Consider the following 26,174-nt stretch of genomic DNA (forward strand, 5'->3'; position numbering starts at 1 on the left):
GTTCTCCTCCGAGGTGGTGGTCAGGGTGTGTCGGCGGCGCGGGGGCGTCCGCGCGCCTCGCTCGTCGGCCGGTCCTGCTCGACGGTGGTGCGGGGGAGCGGGGCGCGACCGTCCCCGGTGGGTGCGGAGTCGGGCTCGATGGGGGTCCGGCCGGCCTCCGGCTCGTCCTCCACCGGCAGCCGCCGGCCCACCAGCAGCTCGTAGAGCAGGGCACCGACGACGGCGCCGATCAGCGGGCCCACGATCGGCACCCACCAGTAGAAGTCGCCGTTCTGATCTCGCCACGCCCCGCCGTAGCCGGTCAGGTAGGAGACCAACCGCGGACCGAAGTCGCGGGCGGGGTTGATCGCGTAGCCGGCGTTGGTGCCCCAGGCCATGCCGATCGCGACGACGATCAGGCCGATCACGAACGGGCCCAGGTTGACCCCCGGCGCGGTGTTGCGCAGGTCGGTCACGGCCAGCACCAGGAACAGCAGGATCGCCGTCCCGATGATCTGGTCGCGGAACGCACCCCAGGTGCCCACCGGCAGGGCGCCGTTGCCCGGCAGGGTCGAGAAGATGCCCTGGGTGGCGATGGTGTGGTCGGGGTCGATGGCGGCGATGACCTCGGTGTAGTTCCACCGGACCAGGGCGGCGGCGGCCATCGCCCCCAGCGTCTGGGCCAGCGCGTACGGCGCCACCTTGCGCCAGGGGAAGTCGCGGAACACCGCCAGGGCGAGGGTGACCGCGGGGTTGATGTGCGCGCCGCTGATCCGCGCGGCGGTGTAAACGCCCAGGGTGACGCCCAGGCCCCAGGCCCAGGCGATGCTGTCGTGGTCGCCGAGGCCGCCGGCCACCACCTGGGCGACGACGCCGACCCCGAACAGGATCAGGATGAACGTCCCGGCGAACTCGGCGGCCAGCTCGGCCGCCAGCGTGCGTTGCTTCACGGGCTCGGACACGGTCCCTCCAACACTGCGGTGGGTTGGACGGGAACAGGGTGGTGTGATCGCCGTCCCAGCACAATGCCCCGCTGCGCGCCGTTCCAGATCGGGACCTCCGACCCGGGCCGCAGGTCCCGGGCGGGCGTGTCACGTGCACGAGCCGCGATGCGAAGTGCTGCCCCGACGGCCGGACAGGAGCACCATCGGAGGCGTGGCCCGCCGGCCGGTGCACGGTGCCGGGGTGGGCGGGCGACGCGCAGCACGGTCCCCGAGCAGAAGGAGCCATCAGATGGCCGGCAACAGAGGCGTTGCGTACATCGAACCGGGCAAGGTCGAGGTCCAGACCATCGACTACCCGAAGCTGGAGCTGCAGGACGGGCCCGGGGTCAACCCGGCGAACGTGGGACGCAAGCTGAACCACGGGGTGATCCTCAAGGTCGTCACGAGCAACATCTGCGGCAGCGACCAGCACATGGTCCGCGGCCGGACGACGGCGCCGCCCAACCTGGTGCTGGGTCACGAGATCCTCGGCGAGGTCGTGGAGAAGGGGTCCGACGTCGAGTTCATCGAGGTCGGCGACCTCTGCTCCGTACCGTTCAACATCGCCTGCGGGCGCTGCCGGAACTGCAAGGAGGGCAAGACCGGGATCTGCCTGAACGTGAACCCGGCCCGCCCGGGTGCGGCCTACGGCTATGTGGACATGGGCGGCTGGGTCGGCGGGCAGGCCGAGTACGTGACGGTGCCCTACGCCGACTGGAACCTGCTGAAGTTCCCGGACAAGGACCAGGCCATGGAGAAGATCATGGACCTGACCATGCTCTCGGACATCTTCCCGACCGGCTTCCACGGTGCCGTCACCGCCGGGGTGAAGCCGGGCTCGACGGTCTACATCGCCGGGGCCGGCCCGGTCGGGCTGGCGGCGGCCGCCGGCGCGCAGCTGCTGGGCGCGTCGGTGGTGATCGTCGCCGACCTCGTGGAGCAGCGGCTGGCGCAGGCCCGCAGCTTCGGCTGCGAGACCATCGACGTCAGCAAGGGCGACCCGAAGGACCAGATCGAGCAGCTCCTGGGTGAGCCGCAGGTGGACGCCGCAGTCGACGCGGTCGGTTTCGAGGCCCGCGGGCACGGCGAGGGGTCGACCAAGGAGGCGCCGGCCACGGTGCTGAACTCGCTGATGGAGGTCACCGCGGCCGGCGGGGCCATCGGCATCCCTGGGCTCTACGTCACCGGTGACCCCGGGGGCATCGACGAGGCGGCCAAGGTGGGCTCGCTGTCGCTGAGCCTGGGCACCGGCTGGGCGAAGTCCCTGTCGTTCACCACCGGCCAGTGCCCGGTGATGCGCTACAACCTCGGGCTGATGAAGGCGATCCTGCACGACAAGGTGCAGATCGCGAAGGCGGTGAACGCCACGGCCATCTCGCTGGACGAGGCGCCGCAGGGCTACCAGGACTTCGACTCCGGCGCGGCGAAGAAGTACGTGATCGACCCGCACGGGATGACCGGCAAGGCGGCCTGACCTCCCCGCACCGCACCGTCCTCCCCCGGGCCCCGGCGGCTCGGGGGAGGATGGGCCGGTGAACGTCTTCACCGACTACGCCGAGACCCACTGGGTGCCCATCAACGGCGACATGGTCACGGTGCAGACCGTGGACGCCGCCGGCCGGCGGGAGACCCACGTGCTCTCCGTCCCCGACGCGCTGGCGCAGTTCAAGGTCAAGTACCCGTTCATCGACGACGGGATGGCCGCCGAGCTCTTCGCCCAGGGCGGCTGACGCCGGCCGGGGACCCGCGCCCGGGAGGAGCCGCAGCTCACGCAACAGGGGCGGGTGCTGCGCCGTTGTACCGGTCGTGACGCTGCACCTGCTGGTCCTCGGCGACTCCCTGGCGTTCGGCACCGGCGCCGCCTCGTCGGCGGACACGCTCGGCGCCCGGCTCACCCGTGCCCTCGAGGCCGCCGGCCGTGCGGTGCGCCGCACCGTGGTCGCCGTCCCCGGGGCGACCTCGCTCGACCTCGACGCCCAGGTGCGCCGCGCACCGCAGGACGCCGACGTCGCGCTGCTGGTGGTCGGCGCGAACGACCTGACCCGGCAGGTGTCGCCCGCGCAGGGCGCCGCGGCCCTCGGCGCGGCGGTCACCCAGCTGCGCCGGCGCGGCACCGACGTGCTCGTCGTCCCGACCCCGGACCTCTCCGCGGTCGCCTGGGTGCCGCCGGCGCTCCGGTCGGTGGTGGCGGCCGTCTGCGACCAGGTGCGCAGCCGGCAGACCGCGGCCGCCGAGGCGGCCGGTGGGGCGGTGGCCCCGGTGGCGCCGGCGCTGTCCGCCCGGTTCGCCGCCGATCCACGGCTGTTCTCCGCCGACCGGTTCCACCCTTCCTCGGCGGGCTACGCGCTGGTCGCCGATGCGCTGGCCCCGCACCTGCTGACCCTGGTCGCGCGGCGGGAGGACGCCGCCGCCTGACCAGCGACGCGAGATCTGCGAACTCGGGGCCAAGGCGGCTCCTAAAGCCCGAGATCGCAGATCTCGCGTCCCACGGACGACGAACGGGCCGGCACCCCGGTGGGGGTGCCGGCCCGTTCGGCCGGATCGGTCGCTCAGCTGGCCGGCACGCCTCCGGCGCTCAGCTGGCCGGCACGCCTCCGGCGCGGAGTGCGCCGAGCAGGTCGTGGTTGAGCCGGGAGATGGTCTCCATCGAGATGCCCTTCGGGCAGACCGCGGAGCACTCGCCGATGTTGCTGCAGCCGCCGAAGTCCTCGGCGTCCTGCTGCGCCACCATCTTCAGCACCCGGGCGTCCCGCTCCGGCTGCCCCTGGGGGAGCAGGCCGAGGTGGGCGACCTTGGCGGCGGTGAACAGCATCGCCGAGCCGTTCGGGCAGGCGGCGACGCAGGCGCCGCAGCCGATGCAGGTCGCCGCGTCGAACGCCGCGTCGGAGTCCTTCTTCGGCACCGGCATGGCGTGCGCGTCGGGCGCGGTGCCGGTCGGGACGCTGATGAAGCCACCCGCGGAGATGATCCGGTCGAAGGCCGAACGGTCGACCGCGAGATCCTTGACCACCGGGAAGCCCCCGGAGCGCCACGGCTCGATGTCCAGCACGTCGCCGTCGTTGAACGACCGCATGTGCAGCTGGCAGACGGTCGCCTGCTCCGGGCCGTGGGCGATGCCGTTGATCATCAGGCCGCAGGACCCGCAGATGCCCTCGCGGCAGTCGTGGTCGAACGCCACCGGGTCGTCGCCGTCGAGGATCAGCTTCTCGTTCAGCACGTCGAGCATCTCGAGGAAGGACATGTCGGGCGAGACGTCGGTGACGTGGTAGGTCACCATCTTGCCCTTCTGCGTCCGGTCCCGCTGGCGCCAGATGCGCAGGGTCAGGCTCATCATGCGTGGCTCGGTGGTGGTCACTTGTAGCTCCGCTGTGCGAGGTGGACGACTTCGTACTCGAGGGCCTCGCGGTGCAGCACGGGCGGCACGCCCTCCGGGGTGTACTCCCACGCGGCGACGTAGGCGAAGTTCTCGTCGTCGCGCAGCGCCTCACCCTCAGGCGTCTGGCTCTCGGCCCGGAAGTGGCCGCCGCAGCTCTCGTTGCGGTGCAGCGCGTCGACGCACATCAGCTCGGCGAGCTCGATGAAGTCGGCGACCCGGCCGGCGTGCTCGAGGTTCTGGTTGAAGATGCCCTGCTCGCCGGAGACCTTGACGTTGGTCCAGAACTCCTGGCGGATCTCCGGGATCCGGTCCAGCGCCTTGCGCAGGCTCTCCTCCGAGCGCTCCATCCCGCACAGGTCCCACATGAGCTTGCCCAGCTCACGGTGGAACGAGGCGACCGTGCGGGTGCCGTTGATCGACAGCAGCTTCTCGGTCTGGGCGCGGACGCCCTGCTCCGCCTCGACCACCGCCGGGTGGGTCGTGTCGACCTTCGGGAACGGGCCGTCGGCGAGGTAGTCGTTGATCGTGTTCGGCAGCACGAAGTAGCCGTCGGCCAGGCCCTGCATCAGGGCGCTGGCACCCAGCCGGTTCGCGCCGTGGTCGGAGAAGTTGGCCTCACCGATCACGAACAAACCCGGGATCGTGGACTGCAGGTCGTAGTCGACCCAGAGCCCGCCCATCGTGTAGTGGACCGCCGGGTAGATGCGCATGCCGGTCTCGTACGCGTCCTCCCCGGTGATCCGGTTGTACATGTCGAAGAGGTTCCCGTACTTGGCCTCGATCGCCTTGCGGCCCAGCCGCTGGATCGAGTCGGAGAAGTCCAGGTAGACGCCCAGCCCGTTCGGGCCCACGCCGCGGCCCTCGTCGCAGACGTTCTTCGCCTGGCGCGAGGCGATGTCGCGGGGCACCAGGTTGCCGAACGCCGGGTAGATGCGCTCGAGGTAGTAGTCGCGCTCGTCCTCGGGGATCTGCCGCGGGTCGCGGGTGTCGCCGCGCTCCTTGGGCACCCAGACGCGGCCGTCGTTGCGCAGCGACTCGCTCATCAGCGTCAGCTTCGACTGGTAGTCGCCGCTGACCGGGATGCAGGTCGGGTGGATCTGGGTGTAGCAGGGGTTGGCGAACAGCGCGCCCTTCTTGTGCGCGCGCCAGGCCGCCGTGACGTTGGAGCCCTTGGCGTTCGTCGACAGGTAGAAGACGTTGCTGTACCCGCCGGAGGCGAGCACGACGACGTCGGCCATGTGCGAGGTGATCTCACCGGTGATCAGGTGCCGGACGACGATGCCCCGGGCGCGCCCGTCGACGACGATCAGGTCGAGCATCTCGGTGCGCGGGTGCTGCTCGATGTTGCCCAGCCCGATCTGCCGCTCCAGCGCCTGGTAGGCGCCGTACAGCAGCTGCTGGCCGGTCTGGCCGCGGGCGTAGAAGGTGCGCGACACCTGCGCGCCACCGAAGGAGCGGTTGTCCAGCAGGCCGCCGTACTCGCGGGCGAAGGGCACGCCCTGGGCGACGCACTGGTCGATGATGTTGGTGCTCACCTCGGCGAGGCGGTGCACGTTGTCCTCGCGGGAGCGGAAGTCGCCGCCCTTCACCGTGTCGTAGAACAGCCGGTGCACGCTGTCGCCGTCGTTGCGGTAGTTCTTCGCGGCGTTGATCCCGCCCTGCGCGGCGACCGAGTGGGCGCGGCGGGGGCTGTCCTGGAACCAGAAGTTCTTGACCCGGTAGCCGGCCTCGGCGAGGGTCGCCGCGGCCGAGCCGCCGGCCAGGCCGGTGCCGACGACGATGACCGACAACCGCCGGCGGTTGGCCGGGTTGACCAGCCGGGCACGGAACTTCCGCTCCTCCCACCGCTGGGCGATGGGGACGTCGCGGGGTGCCTTGGTGTCGGCGATCGGCTCGCCGACGGTGAAGAGCTCGAGAGGCATCGCAGGTGTCCTTCTCTCTCAGTCGATCAGGCCGAAGGCGACGGACAGCGGGACGAGCAGGAAGCCCACGGTCAGCACGGTGGCGACGACGTAGGCGAACGCGTTGACCGCGCGCTCACGCCGCTTGTTGGTCTGGCCCAGGGTCTGGGTGGCGGCGAAGATGCCGTGCCGCAGGTGGAGGCCCAGCAGCAGCATCGAGACCACGTAGAACGCGGTCACCGGGATGTTGGAGAAGCTGGCGACCAGCCGCTCGTAGGGCGTGCTGTCGTGGCCCTCGGGGTTCACCGCGCCCAGGGTGAGGTCGAGGATGTGCCAGATGATGAACAGCGCCAGGATCACCCCGCCCCAGCGGACGGTGCGCGAGGCGAAGCTCTGCTGGACGCGCTTCTTCGTCGCGTAGGGCACCGGACGGGCGCGCTTGGCCTGGCGCCACAGCGAGATGGCCGCCCAGAAGTGCGCGACCACGGCCACCAGCAGCACGAGCCGGATGATCCAGAGCGCCGTCTGGGCCGGCAGGGCCGGCTCACCGATGGTGCGGATCCACCCGGAGTAGCTGTTGAAGGACTCGGGGCCCGAGAACGCCTTCAGGTTGCCGATCATGTGCGCGACCAAGTACAGGATCATGATGATCCCGCTGACCGCCATCACCGTCTTCTTGACGACCGAGTTGCTGAACCGGCCGGTCTTCGGGGCCCTCGGCGGAGCCTGCTGCGTCGTCGTCGTCGCCACGTCACCCAAGGTATTCCCTGTGCCCACGTGACACCCAGGTGAACCCGCCGTGACACGGCTCATGTAAGGCGACCCTCACCTCGGCCCCTCGGGAGACACCGGGCCCCGAGGAGGAGGATGATCTCCGCCGGACAGCCCCGCCGCCGCCCGCCAGGGCCGGTCAGAGAGGAACCTCGGACGTGCCTGGACCCACTCGCGGCTTCCTCGGCCGCCGCCGCGGCCCCAGTGACCCGCGGCTCCCACCCGGCCAGTACGACGCCGGCGGTGACTGGCCGGTGCTGACCGCCGAGCCCACGCCGCGGATCGCCCCGGAGACCTGGACGATCACCGTCGACGGCGAGGTCGAGAACCCCACGACCTGGACCTGGGACGAGGCGCACGCGCTGCCCGCCTCGGCCTACAGCGGTGACATCCACTGCGTCACCACCTGGTCGAAGTTCGACACCCACTTCGCCGGCGTCAGCGTCGACTCGCTGCTGGAGGTCGCCAAGCCGACCGCCGAGGGGCGGTTCGTGATGGCGACGGCGAAGACCGGCTACACGACCAACCTGCCGCTCGAGGACGTCACCGGCGGCAAGGCCTGGCTGGTGTGGGAGTACGAGGGGCAGCCGCTGCCGATCGAGCACGGCGGCCCGGTGCGCATGCTGGTGCCGCACCTGTACTTCTGGAAGAGCGCCAAGTGGATCAGCAAGATCACGCTGCTCAAGCGCGACCAGCCCGGCTTCTGGGAGCAGAACGGCTACCACGACCGGGGCGACCCCTGGAAGCAGCAGCGGTACCAGGGTGACTGAGGCCGACGCCGTCCTGCCGGACCCGGCGACGCCGCCCGGAGCGGGACCGCAGCCGGTCGAGCCGCCGGCCCTGGTGACCCCGTCTGCGCCGGCGGGTGGGTGGACCACCGCGACCGTCGCCGGGCTGCGCCGGCCGATCGCCCGCTCGGTGGAGCTGCGGCTGGACGTCCACGACCGGGTCGACCACCTGCCCGGTCAGCACTACGTCGTCCGGCTGACCGCCGAGGACGGATACACCGCGCAGCGGTCCTACTCGGTGGCCTCGGCTCCGGGTGACCCGCTGGTGGAGCTGTTCGTGGAGCGCCTGGACGACGGCGAGGTCTCCACCTACCTCGCCGACGTCGTCGAGCCGGGTGACGAGCTGGAGGTCCGCGGCCCGATCGGGGGCTGGTTCGTCTGGGACGGCACCAGCCCGGCACTGCTGGTCGGCGGAGGCAGCGGCGTCGTGCCGCTGGTGGCGATGGTGCGGCACGCCCGGGACATCGGACGGCTGGACCTGCTGCGGGTGGCGGTCTCGGCGCGCACGTTGGCCGAGCTGCCCTACGCCGAGGAGCTCGCCGCGGCCGGCGCGCTGATCGTGACCACCCGGGAGGCGCACGGCATCCGCCCGGCCGCCCGGATGACCGCGATGGACCTGCTGCCGTTGTGGGAGCCGGGGCAGACCGCGTACGTGTGCGGCTCCGCCGCCTTCGCCGAGGCCGCCGGCCAGCTGCTGGTCGGCATGGGCGTGGCGCCGTCGGCGATCCGGCTGGAGCGGTTCGGCCCCTCGGCGCTGGAGCAGCCGGCGCGCTGAGCCAGCCTCGACCGGTGTCCAGCGGCCCCGGGGTGCGTCCGCACCCCGGGGCCGCTGCACGCCGTGGGTCAGGCCGCCGGCGGCACCGCGGAGGAGGTCACCAGCGGCGCGCGGTCCCACACCTTGTGCTGGCCCAGTGCGGCGACCAGGTCCGCCGCGAGCGCAGCACCGCTGTCGGCGGCGAGGACGCCGGGACCGGTGGTGTCGATGCCGGCGGCGGTGAGCACCTCGGCGCCATCGCCCCAGGTGCCGAACGCCTTGAGCTGGCGGAAGGCCTCGTGCAGCAGCACGACCGCCTTGATGTCCTTCTCCTTCGGCGCGCCGTCGGCGACGACGACCGCGTCGAACTCGATGGAGCGGGCGGTCACGTAGGTGCGCTCCACGACCTGCGCGTCCGCCCCGGAGCCGAGCTCGCCGCCGACCGGGGCGAGCACCTTGACCTGGGCCCCGGCGCTCTCGACCGCCTCGCGGAAGGCGGCGATGCCGGCCAGGTCGGCGTCCGGCCCGGCGATGACGGCGACCTGCCGGCCGTCGACCGGGTACGTCTCCCCGGTGACCTGCGCCAGCGCCGGTGACGGGTCGAGGTGGTCGACGAGATCGGGCTCCGGCGCCGGCAGGCCGAGACCGGCGGCGACCGCCCGGCACAGCTCGGTGTCGATCTTGGCGAGCACGGTGAGCGCCCGCTCCTTGATCTCCTTCTCGTAGACCTTGCCCAGCTCGAAGGCGTAGGCCTCGGTGACGTGCACCTGCTCGGGGTGGGACAGGCTGGCGTAGAACATCGCGGCCTGGGAGAAGTGGTCCTCGAAGGAGGACTGGCTCTCCCGGACGACGTCACCCTCGACGTGCCGGGGCACGTTCACGTAGCCGCCGTGCTCCCAGTCGGCCGGCACCGGCTCGCCGCCGTCCACCCAGTTGGGCAGGTAGGGGGCGTCGCCCTCCGGGATGCCCTGCTGCATGAAGCCGTCGCGGTGGTTGTCGTTCACCGGCGCGTGCGGGCGGTTGATCGGGATCTGCCGCCAGTTCGGCCCGCCGAGCCGGGTGAGCTGGGTGTCCAGGTAGGAGAAGTTGCGCCCCTGCAGCAGCGGGTCGTTGGTGAACTCGATGCCCGGGACCACGTGGCCGGTGTTGAACGCGACCTGCTCGGTCTCGGCGAAGTAGTTCGTGGGGTTGGCGTTGAGCACCAGCTTCCCGATCGGCTGGACCGGGACCATCTCCTCCGGGACGATCTTCGTCGGGTCGAGCAGGTCGATGCCCTCGTACATCTGCTCGTCGTTGTCCGGGAAGACCTGCACGCCCAGCTCCCACTCCGGGAAGGCGCCGGCCTCGATGGCGTCGGCGAGGTCGCGGCGGTGGAAGTCCGGGTCGGCGCCCATCGCCAGTTGCGCCTCCTCCCAGGTGAGGGAGTGCACGCCGAGCTTCGGGGTCCACTTGAACTGCACCAGCACCGTGTCCCGGGCCTCGTTCACCAGGCGGAAGGTGTGCACCCCGAAGCCCTCCATCATCCGGAACGAGCGCGGGATGCCCCGATCGCTCATGTTCCAGATCGTGTGGTGGGTGGCCTCGGTGTGCAGCGTCACGAAGTCCCAGAAGGAGTCGTGCGCCGACTGCGCCTGCGGGATCTCCCGGCTGGGGCTCGGCTTGCCGGCGTGGATGATGTCGGGGAACTTGATCGCGTCCTGGATGAAGAACACCGGCATGTTGTTGCCGACCAGGTCCCAGTTCCCCTCCTTCGAGTAGAACTTCACCGCGAAACCGCGGGTGTCCCGGGCCGTGTCGGCCGAGCCGCGCGAGCCCAGCACCGTGGAGAACCGGACGAACACCGGGGTCTGCAGGTCCTTCTCCGCGAGCACCGCGGCGCGGGTGATGTTCCCGGCGGTGCCGTAGGCGGTGAAGACGCCGTGCGCGGCCGCACCGCGGGCGTGCACCACCCGCTCGGGGATGCGCTCGTGGTCGAAGGCGTTGATCTTCTCCCGGAGGTGGAAGTCCTCCAGCAGGGTCGGGCCGCGCCGGCCGGCCTTGAGCGAGTGGTCGGTGTCGGGGAGGCGGACGCCCATGGGCGAGGTCACGAACTCCCCGGCCTGGGCGCGCGGGTCGCGGCCCTCCTCCGGGCCGGTGTAGCCGACGCCGGTGGCGCTGACCGTCTTCGGGGCGGACTGGTCGGGCTTGCGCTTCGGGGGCACGTGGTTCTCCTGCTGTCGAGCGTGCTGCGGTGGTCGTTGCCCTCCGTCTACCCGGCCCGCCGGGCGCCGGAAACGGCTCGGCGCCGTCCGCCGGGGTGGGGTGCCCTCGCGTGTCCGCCGTCGCCCGCGCGGGCCGGTCTGGTGAGGTGACGCGGTGATCGAGCTCACCGGGCTCACCAAGCGCTACCGGGCGCGCACCGCGGTCGAGGACCTCACCGCCCGGGTCGAACCCGGCCGGGTCACCGGCTTCCTGGGGCCGAACGGGTCGGGGAAGACGACGACGATGCGCTGCGTGCTCGGGCTGACCCGGCCCACCGCGGGCGCGGCCACCGTGCTGGGTGTTCCCTGCACCGAGCTGGCCCGGACGACGACGTCGCTGGAGGCGGCGTACTACGCGCTCACCGGGGCCGACGTCGAGTACCGGGCCCGTGGGCGATGACCGGGCTGCTGCGCAGTGAATGGACCACGCTCGGGTCGCTGCGCTCCACCTGAGCGGTGGCGGTGTACGCGCTCCTCGCGGTCGGGTTCGGCTGGCTGGCGGCGGCCACCACGCCGTCGGCCGAGGACCGGTGTTCGGGCTCCCGCTGTTCGGCGACCTCGCCGCCTCGCTGGCGCAGGCGCTGCCGGTGCTCGGGGTCGGCGGGGTGCCCTTCCTGGCCGACGGTCCGGGGTGGCCGGTCGGGTTGGCCGTCACGGCCGCCTGGGCAGGTGCCGTGTGGTTCCTGGCGGCGCTCCTGCTGGTCCGCCGCGACGTGTAGCGGGTGTGTGCCGGTCCCCAGCGGGGTGTGCGCCGCGCCCCAGCGGGTAGTGCGCGGCCGGACCGCGGCGCGCCCCGCCCGGCCATCGGGCAGGAGGAACGACCGTGGCCATCCGCGAGGAGGACGCCCGGGAGGAGCTCGGCGAGACGCCGGGCCCCACCGAGGACGAACTGCAGGAGGCGTTCGACGCCATCGTCAGCGACGGCGCCCAGCGCCTGCACCGCAGCTGGCGCGAGGTGCTCACCACCGGCTTCGCCGGCGGGCTCGAGGTGGCCACCGGCGTGCTGCTGCTGTTCGCCGTCTACGCGGAGACGGGCAGCCACCTGCTGGCCGGGCTCGCCTTTTCCGTCGGCTTCATCGCCCTGCTGCTGGCCCGCAGCGAGCTGTTCACCGAGGGCTTCCTCGTGCCGGTGACCGCGGTGGCCGCCGGCCGGGCCAGCCTCGCGCAGCTGGGCAAGCTGTGGAGCGGCACCCTGCTGACGAACCTGCTCGGCGGGTGGATGTTCATGTGGCTCGTCGTGCGGGCGTTCCCCGACCTCCGGGCCACGGCGATCGAGAGCGCCGTCCACTTCGTCGACGCCCCGCTGGACCTCCAGTCGGCGTCACTGGCCTTCCTGGCCGGGATCGCCATCACGCTGATGACCCGGATGCAGCACGGCACCGAGTCCGACCCGGCGAAGATCGTCGCCGCGATCGCCGGGGCGTTCGTGCTCGCCGGTCTCCAGCTGTTCCACTCGATCCTGGACTCGCTGATCGTCTTCGCCGCGCTGCACGCCGGGGCGCCGTTCGGCTACGGCGACTGGCTGGCCTGGTTCTGGTACACCACCCTGCTCAACATGGCCGGGGGCCTGTTCGTGGTGACCCTGCTCCGGCTGGTCCGCAGCAAGCAGATGATCCAGGACGAGCGCGCCGCGGCCGGGGCCTGACGATCAGCCGCGCGCCGCGCGGCGCATCGTCGTCACGTACCGGTCCAGCGCCAGTGCCTGCACCCGGCTGCTGACCGGGGCGCCGAGGCGGGCGAGCGGGGTGGCCAGCCGGGAGAAGGCGCGCAGCTCGTAGTGGACCTCGCCGTCGGGGTCCCGGGTGACGACGAAGCTCTCCTCGCCGCTCTCCGGGTGGCCGGGCAGCGTGCCGTAGGCGAACCCGCGCCGATCGGGCTCGTCGACCACCCACACGACGCGGCACGGGACGTCCAGGCCCAGCCGGCGCAACCCGGCGGTCATCAGCACGACGGTGCCGACGGCGCTGGCCGGGCCGCTGGCGTGGACCCGCAGGCCGGCACCGCGCTGGGCGGCCCAGCGGAACACGGCCGCGGCGGCGTGGTCGAACGCGACGGGCCCCGAGCCGAGGTGCTCGCGACGGTCCACGTGGTGGTAGCCGGCCGGCAGCTCGGCGTCCCGGGTGGCGCCCACCTCGGGGTAGGTGAACGGGGCGTCGGCGAGCTGGGCGAGGGTCGTGCGGCGGAGGATTCCCACCCGGCCAGTGTGCACGCCGGCTCAGGCGCGGGCGCTGTGCTCCCGCAGGCGCTGCTCCACCGCGGCCACCAGCGCCGGCAGCTCCGCGGACGGGATGGCGCCGCCCAGCCAGAAGCCCTGGATCTCGTCGCACCGCAGGGCGGTGAGCTCCCGCCAGGTGGCGACGCTCTCCACCCCCTCGGCGACCACCCGCAGGCCCAGGTCGTGCGCCAGCCCGATGATCGCCTTCACGATCGTGCGCGAGCCGGCGTCGGTGAGCATGCCCATCACGAACGAGCGGTCGACCTTGAGCGTCTGCACCGGCAGCTGCGACAGGTAGGCCAGCGAGGCGTGCCCGGTGCCGAAGTCGTCCACGGACAGGCCGACGCCCAGCAGCCGCAGCTGGCGGAGCACCTCCCTCGCCCGGGCCGGGTCCTCCATCACGGCGGTCTCGGTGATCTCCAGCTCCAGTGCCCCCGGGGCCACCCCGGCATCGCGCAGCAGGGCGGCGACGTGGCCGGGCAGCTCGAGGTCACCGAGGCTGCGCGCGGAGAGGTTGACCGCGACCCGCAACGGCCGACCGGCGTCGGCCCAGGCGCGGCTGTCCGCGAGGGCCTGCACCAGGACCGCGTCGGTGAGCTCCCGGATCAGCCCGGTCTGCTCGGCCAGGTCGATGAACGACCCGGGCAGCAGCAGACCCCGGCGCGGGTGCTCCCAGCGGACGAGGCCCTCGACCCCGATCACCCGGCCGGTGCGCAGGCAGACCTGCGGCTGGTAGTGCAGCCGCAGTTCACCGGCCGCGACGGCCCGGCGCAGCTCACCGTGCAGCACCAGCCGGTCGGCGTCGAAGGTGTCGATGGCGGGGGAGTAGACGACCAGCCCCGTCCGGTGGGTCCGGGCGTCGGCGAAGGCGACGTCGGCCCGGCGCATGAGCTCCAGCGGGTCCGTCACGGGGCCGGCGGCCAGGCCCGCGCAGACGGACACGTCCAGGGAGAGTTCGCCCAGCTGCACCGGCTGCTGCAGGGCGGTGAGCAGGCCGAGTGCCGAGGTGCCCGGGTCCGCGGTGGCCGCCCCGGTGAACAGCACGCCGAACTCGTCGCCGCCCAACCGCGCCACCACGGCACCGGTCGGCGCCTCGGCAGTGAGCCGGTCGGCCACGGCGCGCAGCAGGTCGTTGGCGGTGTCGTGGCCCAGGGTGGCGTTCACGTCGCCGAACCCGTCCAGGTCGATGAACAGCAGCGCCGGTGGCGTCGCGGCCTCGGCGGCCAGCGCGCCGTCGACGGCTGCGGCGAAGGCGTCGCGGTTGAGCAGGCCGGTGAGCAGGTCGTGGCGAGCGCGGTGGGAGAGATCGGACTCGGCGCGGGCCCGCCGGCGGTGCTCGCGCTTGAGCTGGGCGCCGCGGCGGGCACCGAAGACGATCATGAACAGGTGGCTGCCGGCCAGCAGCACCACCAGGTGGTCGACCGGGACGGGCCCCCGCGACCAGCGGACCAGGGTGGCGGGCAGGTCCACGGCCACGCTGACCGCCCCGAGCGCGAGGGTCAGGGCGGCGACCACGCAGAACTCGACCAGCACGGTGCGGCGCAGTCCGGCGGCGTTCTCACCCACGCTGCCTCCCCGACGCCGGGGGCACCGACCTCTCGGTGGTCGGGTGCCCATCGGTGCACCGTCGTCCGCGACCTGTTCCGGCTGGAGGGGCCACCGGGCCCGGCTCACCACATCGGGGGAGTGGGACGTGCCGGCCCGGGCGGTACGTTGAGCCCACTGTGCTGCCCGCCGTCACCGCCACCCGCTACGTCACCCCGCTCCGCGAGGGTGGCTCGCTGCCCGGCCTCATGGAGGCCGACGACCTGGGCACCTACGTGGTCAAGTGGCGGGCGGCCGGGCAGGGCGTCAAGGTGCTCGCTGCCGAGGTGGTCTGCGGGGAGCTGGCCCGCCGGCTGTCGCTGCCGGTGCCGGCCCTGGTCACCGTCGACGTCGCCCCGGAGCTCGCGGTCGGGGAGCCGGACGTCGAGGTGCAGGAGCTGCTGCGGAACTCGGCCGGGGTGAACCTCGGGATGGACTACCTGCCCGGTGCGCTGGACTTCGAGGCCGGCGCCGCCCGGGTGTCGCCGGAGCTGGCCGGGCGGGTGCTCTGGTTCGACGCGCTCGTCGGCAACGTCGACCGGTCCTGGCGCAACCCGAACATGCTCTTCTGGCACGACCGGCTGCACCTGATCGACCACGGGGCCTCGCTCACCTTCCACCACAACTGGGCGGGGGCCGACGCCGCGGTGAGCCGCCCGTACGACGCCGCCCAGCACGCGCTGGTCGAGTGCGAGCCCGACGTGCCCGCCGCCGACGCGGCGCTGGCGCCCCGGGTCACCCGGGAGCTGCTGCACGAGGTCCTCGCGCTGGTGCCCGACGCCTGGCTGGAGGGCCCCGGCGCCGACGACGGGCCCGCGGACGTGCGGGGTCGCTACGTCGACCAGCTGCTGGCCCGGCTGGTCGCCCGCGACTCCTGGCTGCCCGGCCTGGTCGGCGCCGCCCGATCCGGCGGTGCGGGACGGCGCTCGGCGCCGCGTGGGGAGAACCGGCCGTCCTGGCTCGGCCCCCCGCCGCCCGAGGGCGTGACGCAGCGGTGAGGCAGACCTTCGAGTACGCCGTGCTGCGCGTGGTGCCCCGGGTGGAGCGGGGGGAGTGCCTCAACGCCGGGGTGCTCGTCTACTGCCGCCAGCTGGACTACCTGGGCGCCCGGCTGCACCTGGACGTCGACCGGCTGCGGGCGCTCGACCCGACCGCCGACCCGGCGGCCATCGGTGCCGCGCTGCAGGCGGCCGGCGACGTCTGCGCGGCCGAGCCCGCCGCCGGGGCGGCGGGCCGGGAGGTGCTGGGCTCGCGGTTCCGCTGGCTCACCGCGCCACGGAGCACCGTCGTCCAGCCGGGGCCGGTGCACACCGGCCTGACCGCCGACCCCGACGCCGAGGCCGACCGGCTGCTGCGGCTGCTGGTCCTGCCCGTCGAGGGCTGAGGTAGGGCCTCTATGCGCCGCTGCCGGGCTGACGGTCCGGGGCGAGCAGCGTGTCGACCTGGGCGGCCAGCTCGGGGTCGGTGTCGGTGAACGGCGCCAGCGCCTCGTCGGCGCGCCGGGCGTACTCGACGTCCAGCTCCGTCACGCCCCCGGCGGAGTGCGTCGTGACGGCGATCCGCAGCGTGCGCCAGCGGACGTCGACGTCGGGGTGGTGGTCCAGCTCGCCGGCGGCCAGCGCCAGGTCGGCCATCACCTCGGCCGCGTCGGCGAAGTCGATCCCCTGGACGGTCCGCTCGATGCCGGAGGTGTCCCCGGACCACTCGGGCAGCCCGGCGAGAGCGGCGGTGAGCTGGTCGGGTGTCAGCGGGGTGCGGCGGGCCATGCCGTCAGTGTGGCCGAGCCCCGATGATGGCGCTCAGACGTGCAGCCCGCACTCCACCTTGTTCTTGCCCGCCCAGCGGCCCGCGCGCGGGTCCTCGCCGGGGGCGACCGGCCGGGTGCAGGGGGCGCAGCCGATCGAGGCGTATCCGATCTCGGCCAGCGGGTTCACCGGCACCTGGTGCTCGGCGATGTAGCCGTCGACGTGCTCCTGCGTCCACGCCGCCAGCGGGTTCACCTTCACCATGCCCCGCTTGGCGTCCCAGTCGACGACCTTGGTGGCGGCCCGGGTGACCGCCTCGTCGCGCCGCACGCCCGAGCCCCAGGCCACGAAGGCGGCCAGCGCCTGCGCCAGCGGCTGCACCTTGCGCAGCGAGCAGCACAGGTCCGGGTCGCGCTCGTACAGCTTCGGGCCGTGCGCGGCGTCCTGCTCGGCCACCGAGAGCGGCGGCTGCACGTTGTGCAGCGTGATCGGCAGGACGCCGGTGATCCAGTCGCGGGTGCCGATCGTCTCGGCGAAGTGGTAGCCGGTGTCGAGGAAGACGACGTTCACCCCGGGGACGGCGCGGCTGGCCAGGTGCGCGAGCAGTCCGTCGGCCATGCTGGAGGTGATCGCGAACCCGTCGCCGAAGGTCTCCCCGGCCCAGGTGAGCACGGCGAGTGCCTGCTCCACCGGGTCGGCGATGCCCTCGAAGCGGGCCTCGGCCTCGGCGGCCAGCTCCGGCGTCGGCTGGACGAGGGACGTGGTCACGGTCGGTTCACCCCAGTTCCGGTCAGGTGCACGGTGAAGGTGCGCAGGCACGACGTGCAGTGCCAGCCCCCACCCTCCGGGACGAGGTCCTCGTCGCCGCAGTACGGGCAGTGGAACACCGGCAGCTGGCGGGTCCTTCCCGGTCGCGGCTCGCCCTCCTCCGACATGGTCAGACCAGCCACTCCTCTTCTGCGCGCGCGACGTACTGGGCGAAGCGCTCGCCGGGCTCGCGGCGCTCGAGGTAGCCGCGGAGGACCCGCTCGCAGTAGTCCGCGGTCTCCTCCTTGGTGATCTTGTGGCCGCGGAACTTGCGGCCGAACGAGGCCTCGACCCCGAGGTGACCGCCCAGGTGCACCTGGAAGCCCTCGACGCTCTCGCCGGCGGCATTGCGGACGATCATGCCCTTGAAGCCGATGTCCGCGGTCTGGAAGCGGGCGCAGCTGTTCGGGCAGCCGTTGACGTTGATGCCGATGGGCTCGTCGAAGTCCGGCAGCCGCCGCTCGAGCTCGGCGTAGAGCTCCTGGGCGTGCTGCTTGGTCTCGACGATCGCCAGCTTGCAGAACTCCAGGCCGGTGCAGGCCATGGTGCCGCGGCGGAAGGCGCTGGGGCGCACCAGCAGGTCGTGCTCGGCCAGCGCGGCGACCAGGTCCTCGACCCGGTCGTCGGGGACGTCGAGGATGACCAGCTTCTGCTGGGTCGTCGTACGGATGCGCCCACCCTGGGTGCCGTACTCCTCGGCGAGGTCGGCGATCCGGGTGAGCAGCGTGCCGCTGATCCGGCCGGTGCGCAGCGCGAAGCCGAGGGCGTTGGTGCCGTCCTTCTGCTTGCTGACGCCGACGTGGTCACGCGACTCGTGCTTCGGCCGGGCGGTGGCCGGGCCGTCGGGCAGCTTCTCGTGCAGGTACTCGTCCTCGAGCACCTGGCGGAACTTCTCCGGCCCCCAGTCGGCCATGAGGAACTTGATCCGGGCGTGGTTGCGCGACCGGCGGTAGCCGTAGTCGCGGAAGATCGCGGTGCAGGCGGCCCAGACGTCGCTCACCTGCTCCGGGCGGACGAAGACCCCGATCCGCTTGGCGAACATGGGGTTGGTCGACAACCCGCCGCCCACCCACAGGTCGTAGCCGACCTCGCCGGCCTCGTTCACGACGCCGTTGAGCGAGACGTCGTCGATCTCGGGCTCGGTGCAGCGGTCGACGCAACCGGACATCGACGTCTTCCACTTGCGCGGCAGGTTGCTGAACTGCGGGTCGCCCAGGTACTTCTCGACCGTCTGGGCCAGCACCTCGGAGGCGTCGACGACCTCGTCCTCGAGCACGCCGGCAAGCGGGCAGTTCAGCATCACCCGGGGCACGTCGCCGCAGGCCTCCATCGTGCTCAGGCCCACCGACTCCAGCCGCCGCCAGATCTCCGGCACGTCCTCGATCCGGATCCAGTGGTACTGGACGTTCTGCCGGTCGGTGACGTCGGCGACGTCCCGGCCGAACTCGGTGCTGATCCCACCGAGGACCCGGAGTGCCTCGCTGGTCAGCTGCCCGCCGTCGATGCGGGCCCGCATCATGAAGTAGGAGTCCTCGAGCTCCTCGGCCTCCAGCACGGCGGTCTTCCCGCCGGGGATGCCCTGGGCGCGCTGGGTGTAGAGCCCCATCCAGCGCATCCGCCCGCGCAGGTCACCGGGGTCGATGCCGCCGAAGCCGGTGTGCGCGTAGATGTCGAGGATCCGCTGACGGACGTCGAGCCCGTCGGAGTCCTTCTTCATCCGCTCGTTCGGGTTCAGCGGCTCGCGGTAGCCCAGCGCCCACTGGCCCTGTCCGCGGACGGGGCGGTTGCTGCTGCGGGTGGGGGTCGACACTTCAGTCGTTCTCCTCTGCGCCGGCACGCCGAGCGTGCGCGACGCGGCCGGGTGTGGGTGCAGCGGGGAGGCTGCGGGGGAGCAGGGCCGTGGTCAGCGCGCGGCGCGACAGGCGGCGCTGGAGACCCGCGCCAGGTCGACGTGCAGGCGCTCCACGAGCAGGGCGCCGCAGTCCGTCACGCCTCGATGGTGCCACACCGCCCTTCCCTCCGGCGGTGCTCAGTCGGCGGCGGGGACGCCGAAGGAGCGCCACGCGCTCTCCAGCTCGACCAGCTCGGCCACCTGCGGGGGCATGGTGCCGGCGACGACGTCGGCCAGCGTCACGTTCTCCAGCACCTTCCGGTAGGCCTCCCGGGCGGCGACCCACACGTTGGCCAGGGGGGCGGCCGGGCCCGGGTACTCGACGTCCTCCGGGCGCTGGCCGTGCACCTCGGCGAGGAACCCCTGCTCCACCCGCATGACCCGTGCGATGGAGACCTCCGACGGCGGCAGGGCCAGACGGTAGCCGCCCTCCCGGCCGCGCTGGCTGGTGACCAGCCGGGCGTGCTGCAGGTCGCCCAGGATCGCCTGCAGGAACCGCGCCGGGATGCCCTGCGCCTGGGCGATCCGCTCCGAGGTCAGCGAGTCCGGGGCCGCGGCCGCCAGCTCGACGGCGGCCCGTACCGCGTAGTCGACCCGGGCTGAGATGCGCACGGCGCCCATCCTGCCGTGTCTGGTTGGCTGGACCGCGTGTCCCAGCTGAGGTTCACCACGTTGGTGGAGGCACCGCTCACCGTCGCCTTCGACGTGGCTCGGTCCCTCGGGCGGCCCTGGTCGCGGCCGTTGCAGGAGGTCGTCTCCGACCGGCCGTGGTCCGACGTCTACGCGGCGGCGCCCGGTGGGGGGCTGCGCCGGCTGGTGCACACCCGGCACTTCTCGGCCACCGGCGCCGGCACGCTGGTCGAGGAGCAGGTCGACTGGGAGACGGTCCTGCCCGGCGCCCTGGGCGGCCTGGTCGACCAGACGCTGGTGCGCCGCCGGCTCGTCCGGGCGATGCAGGCGCACCTGGACGCCTACGCCGCGGCAGCCGCGGAACGCGCGCTGGAGGTGACCCAGGTGGTCGGCGCCGCCCTGGTCGACGACCGCCGGCGGGTGCTCGTCGCGCGCCGCGGGTCCGGGCCGCTGGCCGGGCTGTGGGAGTTCCCCGGCGGCAAGGTCGAACCGGGGGAGCCGGACCTGGATGCGCTGGTGCGCGAGTGCCGCGAGGAGCTGGGCGTCGCGATCACCCCGCACGCGTTCCTGGGCGAGGTGCCGCTGGACGGCGTCGTCGCCGGTGGCGCGCCGGGCGCCTCGACGCTGCGGGTGTGGTGGGGCCGGGTCACCGGCGGCGAGCTGGTCGCCCACGAGCACACCGAGCTCCGCTGGGTGGTCGAGGACGAGCTCGAGGAGCTCGACTGGATCCCCGCCGACCGCCCGCTGCTCCCCGCCGTCCGCGCCCTCCTCACCCGCCTCTGACCCCCTCTCAGCTTTCGGCGCCGAAACCGGCCGGCTTTCGGCGCCGAAACCCGGCCAGGATTCGGCGCCGAATCCTGGGCTGTGGATGACGCCGGCGGACGACGGCCCGGATCGGACACGCTTAGCGACGTGACTCCCGTCCGTCGACCGCCGCACGGCCTCTTCGTCGGTGCGCATGCCGTGGCCGAGGGAGCAGTGACGCGCGACCAGTTGGACCGCGGGCTGTACCGGCGGGTCGTGCGCGGGGTCTACGCGCCGCCAGGCATGCCGTTCGATCACGAGCTGGTCGCCCGGGCCACGGCGCTCGTCATGCCGCCGGAGGCCGCCCTCGCCGGACGGTCGGCCGCTGCGTGGTGGCAGGGGCGGACCGCGGGCTCGCGGGACCCGGTCCGCGTGGTCGTGCCCAAGACCTCGGCCTGGCGCGGACCGCGCGGAGTGCTCGTCCACCGGACCGAGGTACGGGCGGGGGAGATCGTCGAGACCGACGACGGCATCCGGATCACCTCCGTCGAGCGGACCGTCTGGGACGTGGCCGCGCTCGAACGGCTCAGGGACGCCGTCGCGTGTCTCGATGCCATGGCGTTCGGCGGAGAGCTTCCCGACGAGGTCCTCCGGCGCGTGCAGCGGACCGCGACACACCAGTGGGGGTCGCGGCGGGTGCGCAAGGCCCTGTCGTTGGTCGACGGACGGGCGCAGAGCCCCGCGGAGTCGTGGGTCCGGGTGGCCTGTCATGCCGCCGGCCTGCCGGAGCCGGTGCCCCAGTTCGTCGTCGTCGACGGAGGCGCGTTCCTCGGCAAGGTCGATCTGGCGTGGCCGGAGGCGAAGCTGATCGTCGAGTACGAGGGCCCGCACCACTTCGACCCGGTCAAGGCCCAGAAGGACGACGCCCGCTACGCCGCCCTCCGCGCAGCGGGCTGGTGGGTCATCAGGTTGGCCAACGCGGACCTCAGGGACATGGACGCCGTCGTCGACCGCATCCGCACGGCACTGGCGCTCGCCACGCCCCGCCCGTTGGGGCAGTGACCCAGCCGGGTTTCGGCGCCGAAACCTGGCTGGGTTTCGGCGCCGAAACCAGGAGGACCTCGTGCTCCTCACCCCGGGCGCGCGAGAGCGCCGCACCGGTCGGACGGGGTGCGGCGCTCTCGACCTGCTGGCTCAGTTGGTCACTTGAAGGTGTCCTTGACCTTCTCGCCAGCCTGCTTCAGGTTGCCGGCGGCCTGGTCCTTCTCACCCTCGGCCTGCAGGTCGCGATCGTCGGTCGCCTTGCCGACGGCCTCCTTGCCCTGACCACCGAGCTCTTGGGCCTTGTTCTTCATCTTGTCCATGGCGCTCATGCGAACTCCTCCGTCGGGTCGGCCGTGGTCGGGTCGACTGGGAGACCGCGTACCCAGCGTGCTGGGGGCGGACACCCGGCGTGTTGTCGGCGTGTCCGGGTGTGTATCGGGCCACACGGAAGATCGTTCGCCAGTCACGCTGCAGAAGCGGAAATCCCGTGGCTTGCGGGGCAGGTGTTGCACCGATGTTTCGGGTCGCTGCGCGCGGTCCTTTGCACAGGTCACAAGTTGATGACGGTCGTGGACGACCCCTCCGGGGCTGCCTACTGTCCTCCCCGTCCGCTCTGTGGGACCGCGTGTCTGCCAGATGCGTACGCATTCGTCACCGACCGGCCACCTCGCCGTCTCCAGGCAGGTCCCGGTTCCCGACCGCCTCCCGTGCCAGTCGCGGGTCGAGGAGGAAATCGAACGTGAAGTTGAGCAAGCGCAGCGGGGCGCTCGTCGCCGCCGGGGTCACCGGCGCGATGGTGCTGTCGGCCTGCGGCGGCAGCAGTGACAGCGGTGGGGGCGGGGGCGAGTCCGGCAACGGGCGGGTCGTCTACGGCGAGGCCACCGACTTCCCGGAGAACCTCTACCCGTTCATCGCCGCGGGCAACGCCACCTCGACCCAGACCGTGATCGGCCGGGTGCTCCCGTCCGCGTTCAACGTCAACGCCGACTTCGACGTCACCTGGGACGAGAACGTGCTGGCCGAGGAGCCGACGCTGGACACCAGCGGTGGCCAGCAGGTGAACGTCTACACGATCAACGACGACGCGGTCTGGAGCGACGGGACGCCGATCTCGGCCGACGACTTCGAGTTCACCTGGCGGGCCAACCGCAGCGCGGACCCGGCCGACGGCGGGTGCGAGACCGTGCTGTCGACGAACGGCTACGCCAACATCGAGTCCGTCGAGGGCTCCGACGACGGCAAGACCGTCACCGTGACCTACGCCGAGCCGTACGCCGACTGGCAGTCGCTGTTCAGCACCTTCCTGCCCGCGCACCTCATGGACAGCGAGGACGACGCCGAGCGCTGCGCCACCACGACCGAGGGCTGGCCGACCGCGAGCGGCCTGCCGGAGGACATCTCCGCCGGCCCGTGGCAGGTCGTGTCGGACAACATCGACACCGGCAACCAGGTCATCGTGCTGACCCCGAACCCCGAGTGGTGGGGTGACGCGCCGGGTCTGAGCCAGCTGGTCATCCAGAACATCGGCAACGACCCGACGACCGCCGTCCAGGGTCTGCAGAACCAGGAGCTCGGGGTCATCTACCCGCAGCCCCAGCTGGACCTGGTCAACCAGGTCGAGGACCTCGCGCCCAACGTCCAGAGCGAGATCACCTTCGGGCTGAGCTTCGAGCACCTGGACTTCAACGCCTCCGACGTCCACCTCGCCGACCCGAACGTCCGCAAGGCGTTCGCGATGGCGCTGGACCGCGAGGAGATCGTGGCCCAGACCGTGGGGCAGTTCTCCTCCGACGCCCAGGTGCTGAACAACCGGCTGTACGTGAACAACCAGCCGCAGTACCAGGACAACGCGCCCGAGGAGTACAAGTCGGCCAACCCCGACATGGCGCGCCAGCTGCTCGAGGAGTCCGGCTACTCCCAGGGCCCCGACGGCATCTACACCCACCCCGAGCGTGGGCGCCTGGCCATCCAGATCAACACCACGGCGAACAACCCGCTGCGGCAGACCACCATCGAGGTCATGATCCCGCAGCTGGAGGATGCCGGTATCGACGCGACCTTCAACGCCGACCCGGACATCTTCGCCGGGGCCGACCGGCCCACCAGCCTCGAGGCCGGTGGCTTCCAGGCCGCGCTGTTCGCCTGGGTCTCGACGCCGTTCGTCTCGTCCAACCAGTCGATCTACTACTCGCCGGACAACGGCCTGGGGCAGAACTACTCCCGCACCGGCACCCCGGAGATCGACCAGCTGCTGGCCGAGATGGTGTCCACCCCGGACCCCGACGCCGCCGCTGACCTGGCCAACCAGGTCGACACGGCGCTGTGGGACCAGATGGCCACCCTGCCGCTGTACCAGAAGCCGACCTTCATCGCGTACCAGTCCGACATCCAGAACGTGGAGGACAACGCGAGCCAGGCCGGGCCGCTCTGGAACTCCGAGGAGTGGACGCTCGCCGAGTGAGTGCCGGCCGGTGCCCCTGACTCCAGGGGCACCGGCCACCCGGCCGGCCCAGCCGGCCGGTGCCGCACGACCCTGAGCACGACCACAGCCCCCGGTGCTAACCGGGGGCTGTGGCATGCCCGGACCCGGTGTTTCGTCCTCGTGACGACGCCATTCCCGGCTGATTCCCCGGACGACGTCGCGCCTCCCGGGGTGACCGACCGCAGACTGTCCGAGCGTCCCGCCTCCGTGCCGGAGGACGTCCGCTCCCGGCGTAAGGTGCACTGATGTTCTTCTTCGTGGTGCGGCGGCTGATCGCATCCGTGCTGGTCCTGCTGGCCAGCTCGCTCCTCGTCTTCGCGCTGTGCGCGGCGAGCTTCGACCCGCTCCAGCGGTTCCGGCAGCGGCAGCCGCCACCGACGCAGGAGTACCTGAACGGCGTGGCCGAGTCCCTCGGGCTGAACGACCCCTTCCTCGTCCGCTACTGGCGGTGGCTCTCCGGCGTCTTCACCGGCGACTTCGGCGAGACGCTCAACGGCACGCCGGTCGGTCCGCAGCTGATCACCCGGCTCGGGGTGACCGGGCGCATGCTGATCGCCGCCATGGTCATCGCCGTGCTGCTGGCCATCGTGGTCGGTGTGATCGGCGCCGTCCGGCAGTACAAGCCGTCGGACTACACCTTCACCTTCCTGGCCTACCTGCTCATCGCGCTGCCCACCTTCTGGTTCGCCGCGCTGCTCAAGGAGTTCGTCGCCGGCGGCGTGAACGACCTGTTCGGCCGGCAGGTGCTGTACACCATCGGAGAACAGACCCCGGGCATCGAGCTGTACGCCACGAGCGGTGAGATCTGGGCCGACCGGCTCGGCCACCTGGTGCTGCCGACGATCAGCCTCGCCCTCCTCTCCTTCGCCGCGTGGAGCCGCTTCCAGCGCTCGGCGATGCTCGACGTGCTGGGCAGCGACTACATGCGGCTGGCCCGGGCCAAGGGGCTCACCTATCGCCGCACCGTCGTCAAGCACGGGCTGCGCAACGCGCTCATCCCACTGACCACGGTGGTCGCCCTCGGCGTCGGCACCCTCTTCGGCGGCGCGGTGATCACCGAACAGGTGTTCGTCTGGAACGGCATGGGCCGGTTCCTGCTGGAGAACGGCATCCGCGCCAACGACCTGAACGTGGTGCTCGGCTGGCTGCTGGTCAGCGCCTTCTTCGTGGTCGTGTTCAACCTGATCGCCGACATCCTCTACGCGGTGCTCGACCCGCGGATCCGGCTCAGCTGACCGCGCCGCGGCACGAGAGAGAGAAGAACTGATGGCCACCACCCAGGCCGCCTCCACCGCGGGCGCAGCCCTTCCGGCCGAGCCGGGCACGCCGACCAGCGGCGGGGCCGACGGCGAGTTCGGCGTCAAGGCACGCAGCCAGCGGCAGCAGATCACCCGGCGGTTCCTGCGCAACAAGGTCGGCATGACGGGGCTGGTCGCCTTCGTCGCCCTGCTGCTCTTCGGCTTCGTCGGGCCGCTGGTGTACGGCACCGAGTACAGGACCCTGAACCGCAACGCGCAGTCGGTGAGCCCCGGCGTCGCCGGCTATCCGCTGGGCAGCGACGAGATCGGCCGCGATCTCCTGGCCGGGTTGATGGCCGGCGTCCAGCGGTCGATGTTCATCGTGCTGCTGTTCGTGGTCATCGCCTTCCCGATCGGCCTGCTGGTCGGCGCGCTGGCCGGCTACTTCGGCAGGTGGGTCGACAGCGTGCTGATGCGCGTCGTCGACCTGATCCTCACCGTGCCGCTGCTGGTCGTGCTGATCGTCGTCGCCAGCAACTTCCCCGGCTCCCGCACTCCGCTGGGCGTCGGCATCATCCTGGGCCTCTTCGGCTGGCTGGACCTGGCTCGCATCGTGCGCAGCCAGTTCCTCTCGCTGCGCGAGAAGGAGTACGTCGAGGCCGCCCACGCGATGGGCGCCTCGAACAAGCGGATCATCTTCAAGCACCTGATCCCCAACGCGCTGGGCTCGCTGATCGTGTGGACGACGCTCGCCGCGGCGACCGCGATCATCCTCGAGGCGTCGCTGACCTACCTGGGCTTCGGCGTGAACGGGGCCAACGAGACGTCGCTGGGCCGGTTGGTCTCCGACGGCGTCCAGGCCGCGTCCACCCGTCCGTGGCTCTTCTACTTCCCGGGCATCACGCTGCTGCTGATCGTGCTGTCGATCAACCTGATCGGCGACGGCATCCGCGACGCCTTCGACCCGAGCAACCGCCGCGTGCGGGCCTGACAGACCTGAAA

General features: G+C 72.2%; 28 protein-coding genes. 15 read left to right on the forward strand and 13 right to left on the reverse strand.

Annotated features, from left to right (window positions below; genetic code table 11):
• Positions 1–20: 20 nt before the first annotated feature.
• Positions 21–941, reverse strand: a complete 921-nt coding sequence (locus JD78_RS00795) for an MIP/aquaporin family protein (protein WP_153356490.1) — start codon at positions 939–941, stop codon at positions 21–23.
• Positions 942–1,212: 271 nt separating this feature from the next.
• On the opposite strand from JD78_RS00795, the gene fdhA reads away from it, so the two are divergent.
• The 3 genes from fdhA (at position 1,213) to JD78_RS00810 (ending at position 3,377) form a co-directional block, all read left to right on the forward strand.
• Positions 1,213–2,436, forward strand: coding sequence for a formaldehyde dehydrogenase, glutathione-independent (gene fdhA / locus JD78_RS00800; protein WP_153356493.1), 1,224 nt, complete (start codon positions 1,213–1,215; stop codon positions 2,434–2,436).
• A 58-nt stretch (positions 2,437–2,494) separates the two neighbouring features.
• Positions 2,495–2,692 (forward strand): hypothetical protein, encoded by a 198-nt coding sequence (locus tag JD78_RS00805; protein ID WP_153356498.1) that lies wholly within the window; start codon positions 2,495–2,497, stop codon positions 2,690–2,692.
• Between the two features lie 76 nt (positions 2,693–2,768).
• Positions 2,769–3,377, forward strand: coding sequence for a GDSL-type esterase/lipase family protein (locus tag JD78_RS00810; protein WP_228394891.1), 609 nt, complete (start codon positions 2,769–2,771; stop codon positions 3,375–3,377).
• Positions 3,378–3,537: 160 nt separating this feature from the next.
• Here the strand turns inward: JD78_RS00810 and JD78_RS00815 are convergent, their stop codons facing one another.
• The 3 genes from JD78_RS00815 to JD78_RS00825 are packed head-to-tail and all read right to left on the reverse strand — an operon-like array spanning position 3,538 to position 6,989.
• Positions 3,538–4,317: a succinate dehydrogenase/fumarate reductase iron-sulfur subunit gene (locus tag JD78_RS00815; protein ID WP_228394892.1), complete on the reverse strand. Its 780-nt coding sequence runs from the start codon at positions 4,315–4,317 to the stop codon at positions 3,538–3,540.
• Positions 4,314–6,260, reverse strand: a complete 1,947-nt coding sequence (locus JD78_RS00820) for a fumarate reductase/succinate dehydrogenase flavoprotein subunit (RefSeq protein ID WP_153356501.1) — start codon at positions 6,258–6,260, stop codon at positions 4,314–4,316. The genes JD78_RS00815 and JD78_RS00820 overlap by 4 nt, the downstream gene beginning before the upstream one ends.
• 18 nt (positions 6,261–6,278) lie before the next feature.
• Entirely contained in the window at positions 6,279–6,989 is a 711-nt protein-coding gene (locus JD78_RS00825; RefSeq protein WP_228394893.1) for a succinate dehydrogenase cytochrome b subunit, read from the reverse strand.
• Positions 6,990–7,168: 179 nt separating this feature from the next.
• Between JD78_RS00825 and JD78_RS00830 the strand changes: the two genes are divergently transcribed.
• Positions 7,169–7,780 carry a sulfite oxidase-like oxidoreductase gene (locus JD78_RS00830; protein ID WP_153356507.1) on the forward strand — a complete coding sequence of 204 codons (612 nt, stop codon included), beginning with the start codon at positions 7,169–7,171 and terminating at the stop codon, positions 7,778–7,780.
• Entirely contained in the window at positions 7,773–8,573 is an 801-nt protein-coding gene (locus JD78_RS00835; protein WP_228394894.1) for an FAD-binding oxidoreductase, read from the forward strand. Before JD78_RS00830 ends, JD78_RS00835 begins: the two co-directional genes overlap by 8 nt.
• A gap of 68 nt (positions 8,574–8,641) precedes the next feature.
• Here the strand turns inward: JD78_RS00835 and JD78_RS00840 are convergent, their stop codons facing one another.
• Positions 8,642–10,753: a catalase gene (locus tag JD78_RS00840; protein WP_153356510.1), complete on the reverse strand. Its 2,112-nt coding sequence runs from the start codon at positions 10,751–10,753 to the stop codon at positions 8,642–8,644.
• 154 nt (positions 10,754–10,907) lie between these two features.
• Between JD78_RS00840 and JD78_RS00845 the strand changes: the two genes are divergently transcribed.
• The 3 genes from JD78_RS00845 to JD78_RS00855 all read left to right on the forward strand — a co-directional run bounded on the left by JD78_RS00845 (position 10,908) and on the right by JD78_RS00855 (position 12,437).
• Entirely contained in the window at positions 10,908–11,192 is a 285-nt protein-coding gene (locus tag JD78_RS00845; RefSeq protein ID WP_153356513.1) for an ATP-binding cassette domain-containing protein, read from the forward strand.
• Between the two features lie 130 nt (positions 11,193–11,322).
• Entirely contained in the window at positions 11,323–11,511 is a 189-nt protein-coding gene (locus tag JD78_RS00850) for a hypothetical protein (protein WP_153356516.1), read from the forward strand.
• Between the two features lie 104 nt (positions 11,512–11,615).
• Positions 11,616–12,437: a formate/nitrite transporter family protein gene (locus JD78_RS00855; RefSeq protein ID WP_228394895.1), complete on the forward strand. Its 822-nt coding sequence runs from the start codon at positions 11,616–11,618 to the stop codon at positions 12,435–12,437.
• Positions 12,438–12,440: 3 nt separating this feature from the next.
• Here the strand turns inward: JD78_RS00855 and JD78_RS00860 are convergent, their stop codons facing one another.
• Positions 12,441–12,986 (reverse strand): DUF1990 family protein, encoded by a 546-nt coding sequence (locus JD78_RS00860; RefSeq protein ID WP_153356519.1) that lies wholly within the window; start codon positions 12,984–12,986, stop codon positions 12,441–12,443.
• 21 nt (positions 12,987–13,007) lie between these two features.
• A complete protein-coding gene (locus JD78_RS00865) occupies positions 13,008–14,573 on the reverse strand; it encodes a putative bifunctional diguanylate cyclase/phosphodiesterase (RefSeq protein WP_166520888.1) in 1,566 nt (521 codons plus the stop codon).
• Positions 14,574–14,731: 158 nt separating this feature from the next.
• Between JD78_RS00865 and JD78_RS00870 the strand changes: the two genes are divergently transcribed.
• Positions 14,732–15,589, forward strand: coding sequence for a HipA family kinase (locus JD78_RS00870; protein WP_153356522.1), 858 nt, complete (start codon positions 14,732–14,734; stop codon positions 15,587–15,589).
• Positions 15,586–15,975 carry a DUF3037 domain-containing protein gene (locus JD78_RS00875; protein ID WP_153356525.1) on the forward strand — a complete coding sequence of 130 codons (390 nt, stop codon included), beginning with the start codon at positions 15,586–15,588 and terminating at the stop codon, positions 15,973–15,975. Before JD78_RS00870 ends, JD78_RS00875 begins: the two co-directional genes overlap by 4 nt.
• Positions 15,976–15,985: 10 nt before the next feature.
• Here the strand turns inward: JD78_RS00875 and JD78_RS00880 are convergent, their stop codons facing one another.
• The 5 genes from JD78_RS00880 to JD78_RS00895 form a co-directional block, all read right to left on the reverse strand.
• Positions 15,986–16,357 (reverse strand): 4a-hydroxytetrahydrobiopterin dehydratase, encoded by a 372-nt coding sequence (locus JD78_RS00880; protein ID WP_153356528.1) that lies wholly within the window; start codon positions 16,355–16,357, stop codon positions 15,986–15,988.
• Positions 16,358–16,390: 33 nt separating this feature from the next.
• Complete coding sequence (locus tag JD78_RS00885; RefSeq protein ID WP_153356531.1) at positions 16,391–17,104, reverse strand: phosphoadenylyl-sulfate reductase; 714 nt, start codon at positions 17,102–17,104, stop codon at positions 16,391–16,393.
• 169 nt (positions 17,105–17,273) lie between these two features.
• Entirely contained in the window at positions 17,274–18,953 is a 1,680-nt protein-coding gene (locus JD78_RS00890) for a nitrite/sulfite reductase (protein ID WP_153356534.1), read from the reverse strand.
• 93 nt (positions 18,954–19,046) lie between these two features.
• Positions 19,047–19,151, reverse strand: coding sequence for a putative leader peptide (locus JD78_RS22800; protein WP_369074098.1), 105 nt, complete (start codon positions 19,149–19,151; stop codon positions 19,047–19,049).
• 21 nt (positions 19,152–19,172) lie between these two features.
• Positions 19,173–19,655 carry an RrF2 family transcriptional regulator gene (locus JD78_RS00895; protein WP_166520889.1) on the reverse strand — a complete coding sequence of 161 codons (483 nt, stop codon included), beginning with the start codon at positions 19,653–19,655 and terminating at the stop codon, positions 19,173–19,175.
• Positions 19,656–19,682: 27 nt separating this feature from the next.
• Between JD78_RS00895 and JD78_RS22480 the strand changes: the two genes are divergently transcribed.
• Both JD78_RS22480 and JD78_RS00905 read left to right on the forward strand, forming a co-directional pair.
• The gene (locus JD78_RS22480) at positions 19,683–20,447 is read left to right on the forward strand and encodes an NUDIX domain-containing protein (protein ID WP_153356538.1); all 765 of its coding nucleotides are present in this window, start codon (positions 19,683–19,685) and stop codon (positions 20,445–20,447) included.
• 180 nt (positions 20,448–20,627) lie between these two features.
• On the forward strand, positions 20,628–21,470 hold the full coding sequence (locus JD78_RS00905) for an endonuclease domain-containing protein (RefSeq protein ID WP_166520890.1): 843 nt from the start codon (positions 20,628–20,630) through the stop codon (positions 21,468–21,470).
• 140 nt (positions 21,471–21,610) lie between these two features.
• On the opposite strand, the gene JD78_RS00910 is transcribed toward JD78_RS00905, so the two are convergent.
• Positions 21,611–21,781, reverse strand: a complete 171-nt coding sequence (locus tag JD78_RS00910; RefSeq protein WP_153356545.1) for a CsbD family protein — start codon at positions 21,779–21,781, stop codon at positions 21,611–21,613.
• A 410-nt stretch (positions 21,782–22,191) separates the two neighbouring features.
• On the opposite strand from JD78_RS00910, the gene JD78_RS00915 reads away from it, so the two are divergent.
• The 3 genes from JD78_RS00915 (at position 22,192) to JD78_RS00925 (ending at position 26,163) form a co-directional block, all read left to right on the forward strand.
• Positions 22,192–23,913, forward strand: a complete 1,722-nt coding sequence (locus tag JD78_RS00915; RefSeq protein WP_166520891.1) for an ABC transporter family substrate-binding protein — start codon at positions 22,192–22,194, stop codon at positions 23,911–23,913.
• A 266-nt stretch (positions 23,914–24,179) separates the two neighbouring features.
• Positions 24,180–25,169: an ABC transporter permease gene (locus tag JD78_RS00920; RefSeq protein WP_153356550.1), complete on the forward strand. Its 990-nt coding sequence runs from the start codon at positions 24,180–24,182 to the stop codon at positions 25,167–25,169.
• A gap of 31 nt (positions 25,170–25,200) precedes the next feature.
• On the forward strand, positions 25,201–26,163 hold the full coding sequence (locus tag JD78_RS00925) for an ABC transporter permease (RefSeq protein WP_153356553.1): 963 nt from the start codon (positions 25,201–25,203) through the stop codon (positions 26,161–26,163).
• Positions 26,164–26,174: the final 11 nt, after the last annotated feature.

The organism is Modestobacter roseus (assembly GCF_007994135.1).
GTDB classification, from domain to species: domain Bacteria; phylum Actinomycetota; class Actinomycetes; order Mycobacteriales; family Geodermatophilaceae; genus Modestobacter; species Modestobacter roseus.

What these genes read in the sequence shown, in the direction of transcription:
- fdhA (WP_153356493.1), top strand. Translation starts at nt 1,213, where the DNA reads ATGGCCGGCAACAGAGGCGTTGCGTACATCGAACCGGGCAAGGTCGAG.
- JD78_RS00820 (WP_153356501.1), bottom strand. Translation starts at nt 6,260, where the DNA reads ATGCCTCTCGAGCTCTTCACCGTCGGCGAGCCGATCGCCGACACCAAG.
- JD78_RS00880 (WP_153356528.1), bottom strand. Translation starts at nt 16,357, where the DNA reads ATGGCCCGCCGCACCCCGCTGACACCCGACCAGCTCACCGCCGCTCTC.
- JD78_RS00895 (WP_166520889.1), bottom strand. Translation starts at nt 19,655, where the DNA reads ATGGGCGCCGTGCGCATCTCAGCCCGGGTCGACTACGCGGTACGGGCC.
- JD78_RS00910 (WP_153356545.1), bottom strand. Translation starts at nt 21,781, where the DNA reads ATGAGCGCCATGGACAAGATGAAGAACAAGGCCCAAGAGCTCGGTGGT.
- JD78_RS00920 (WP_153356550.1), top strand. Translation starts at nt 24,180, where the DNA reads ATGTTCTTCTTCGTGGTGCGGCGGCTGATCGCATCCGTGCTGGTCCTG.
- JD78_RS00925 (WP_153356553.1), top strand. Translation starts at nt 25,201, where the DNA reads ATGGCCACCACCCAGGCCGCCTCCACCGCGGGCGCAGCCCTTCCGGCC.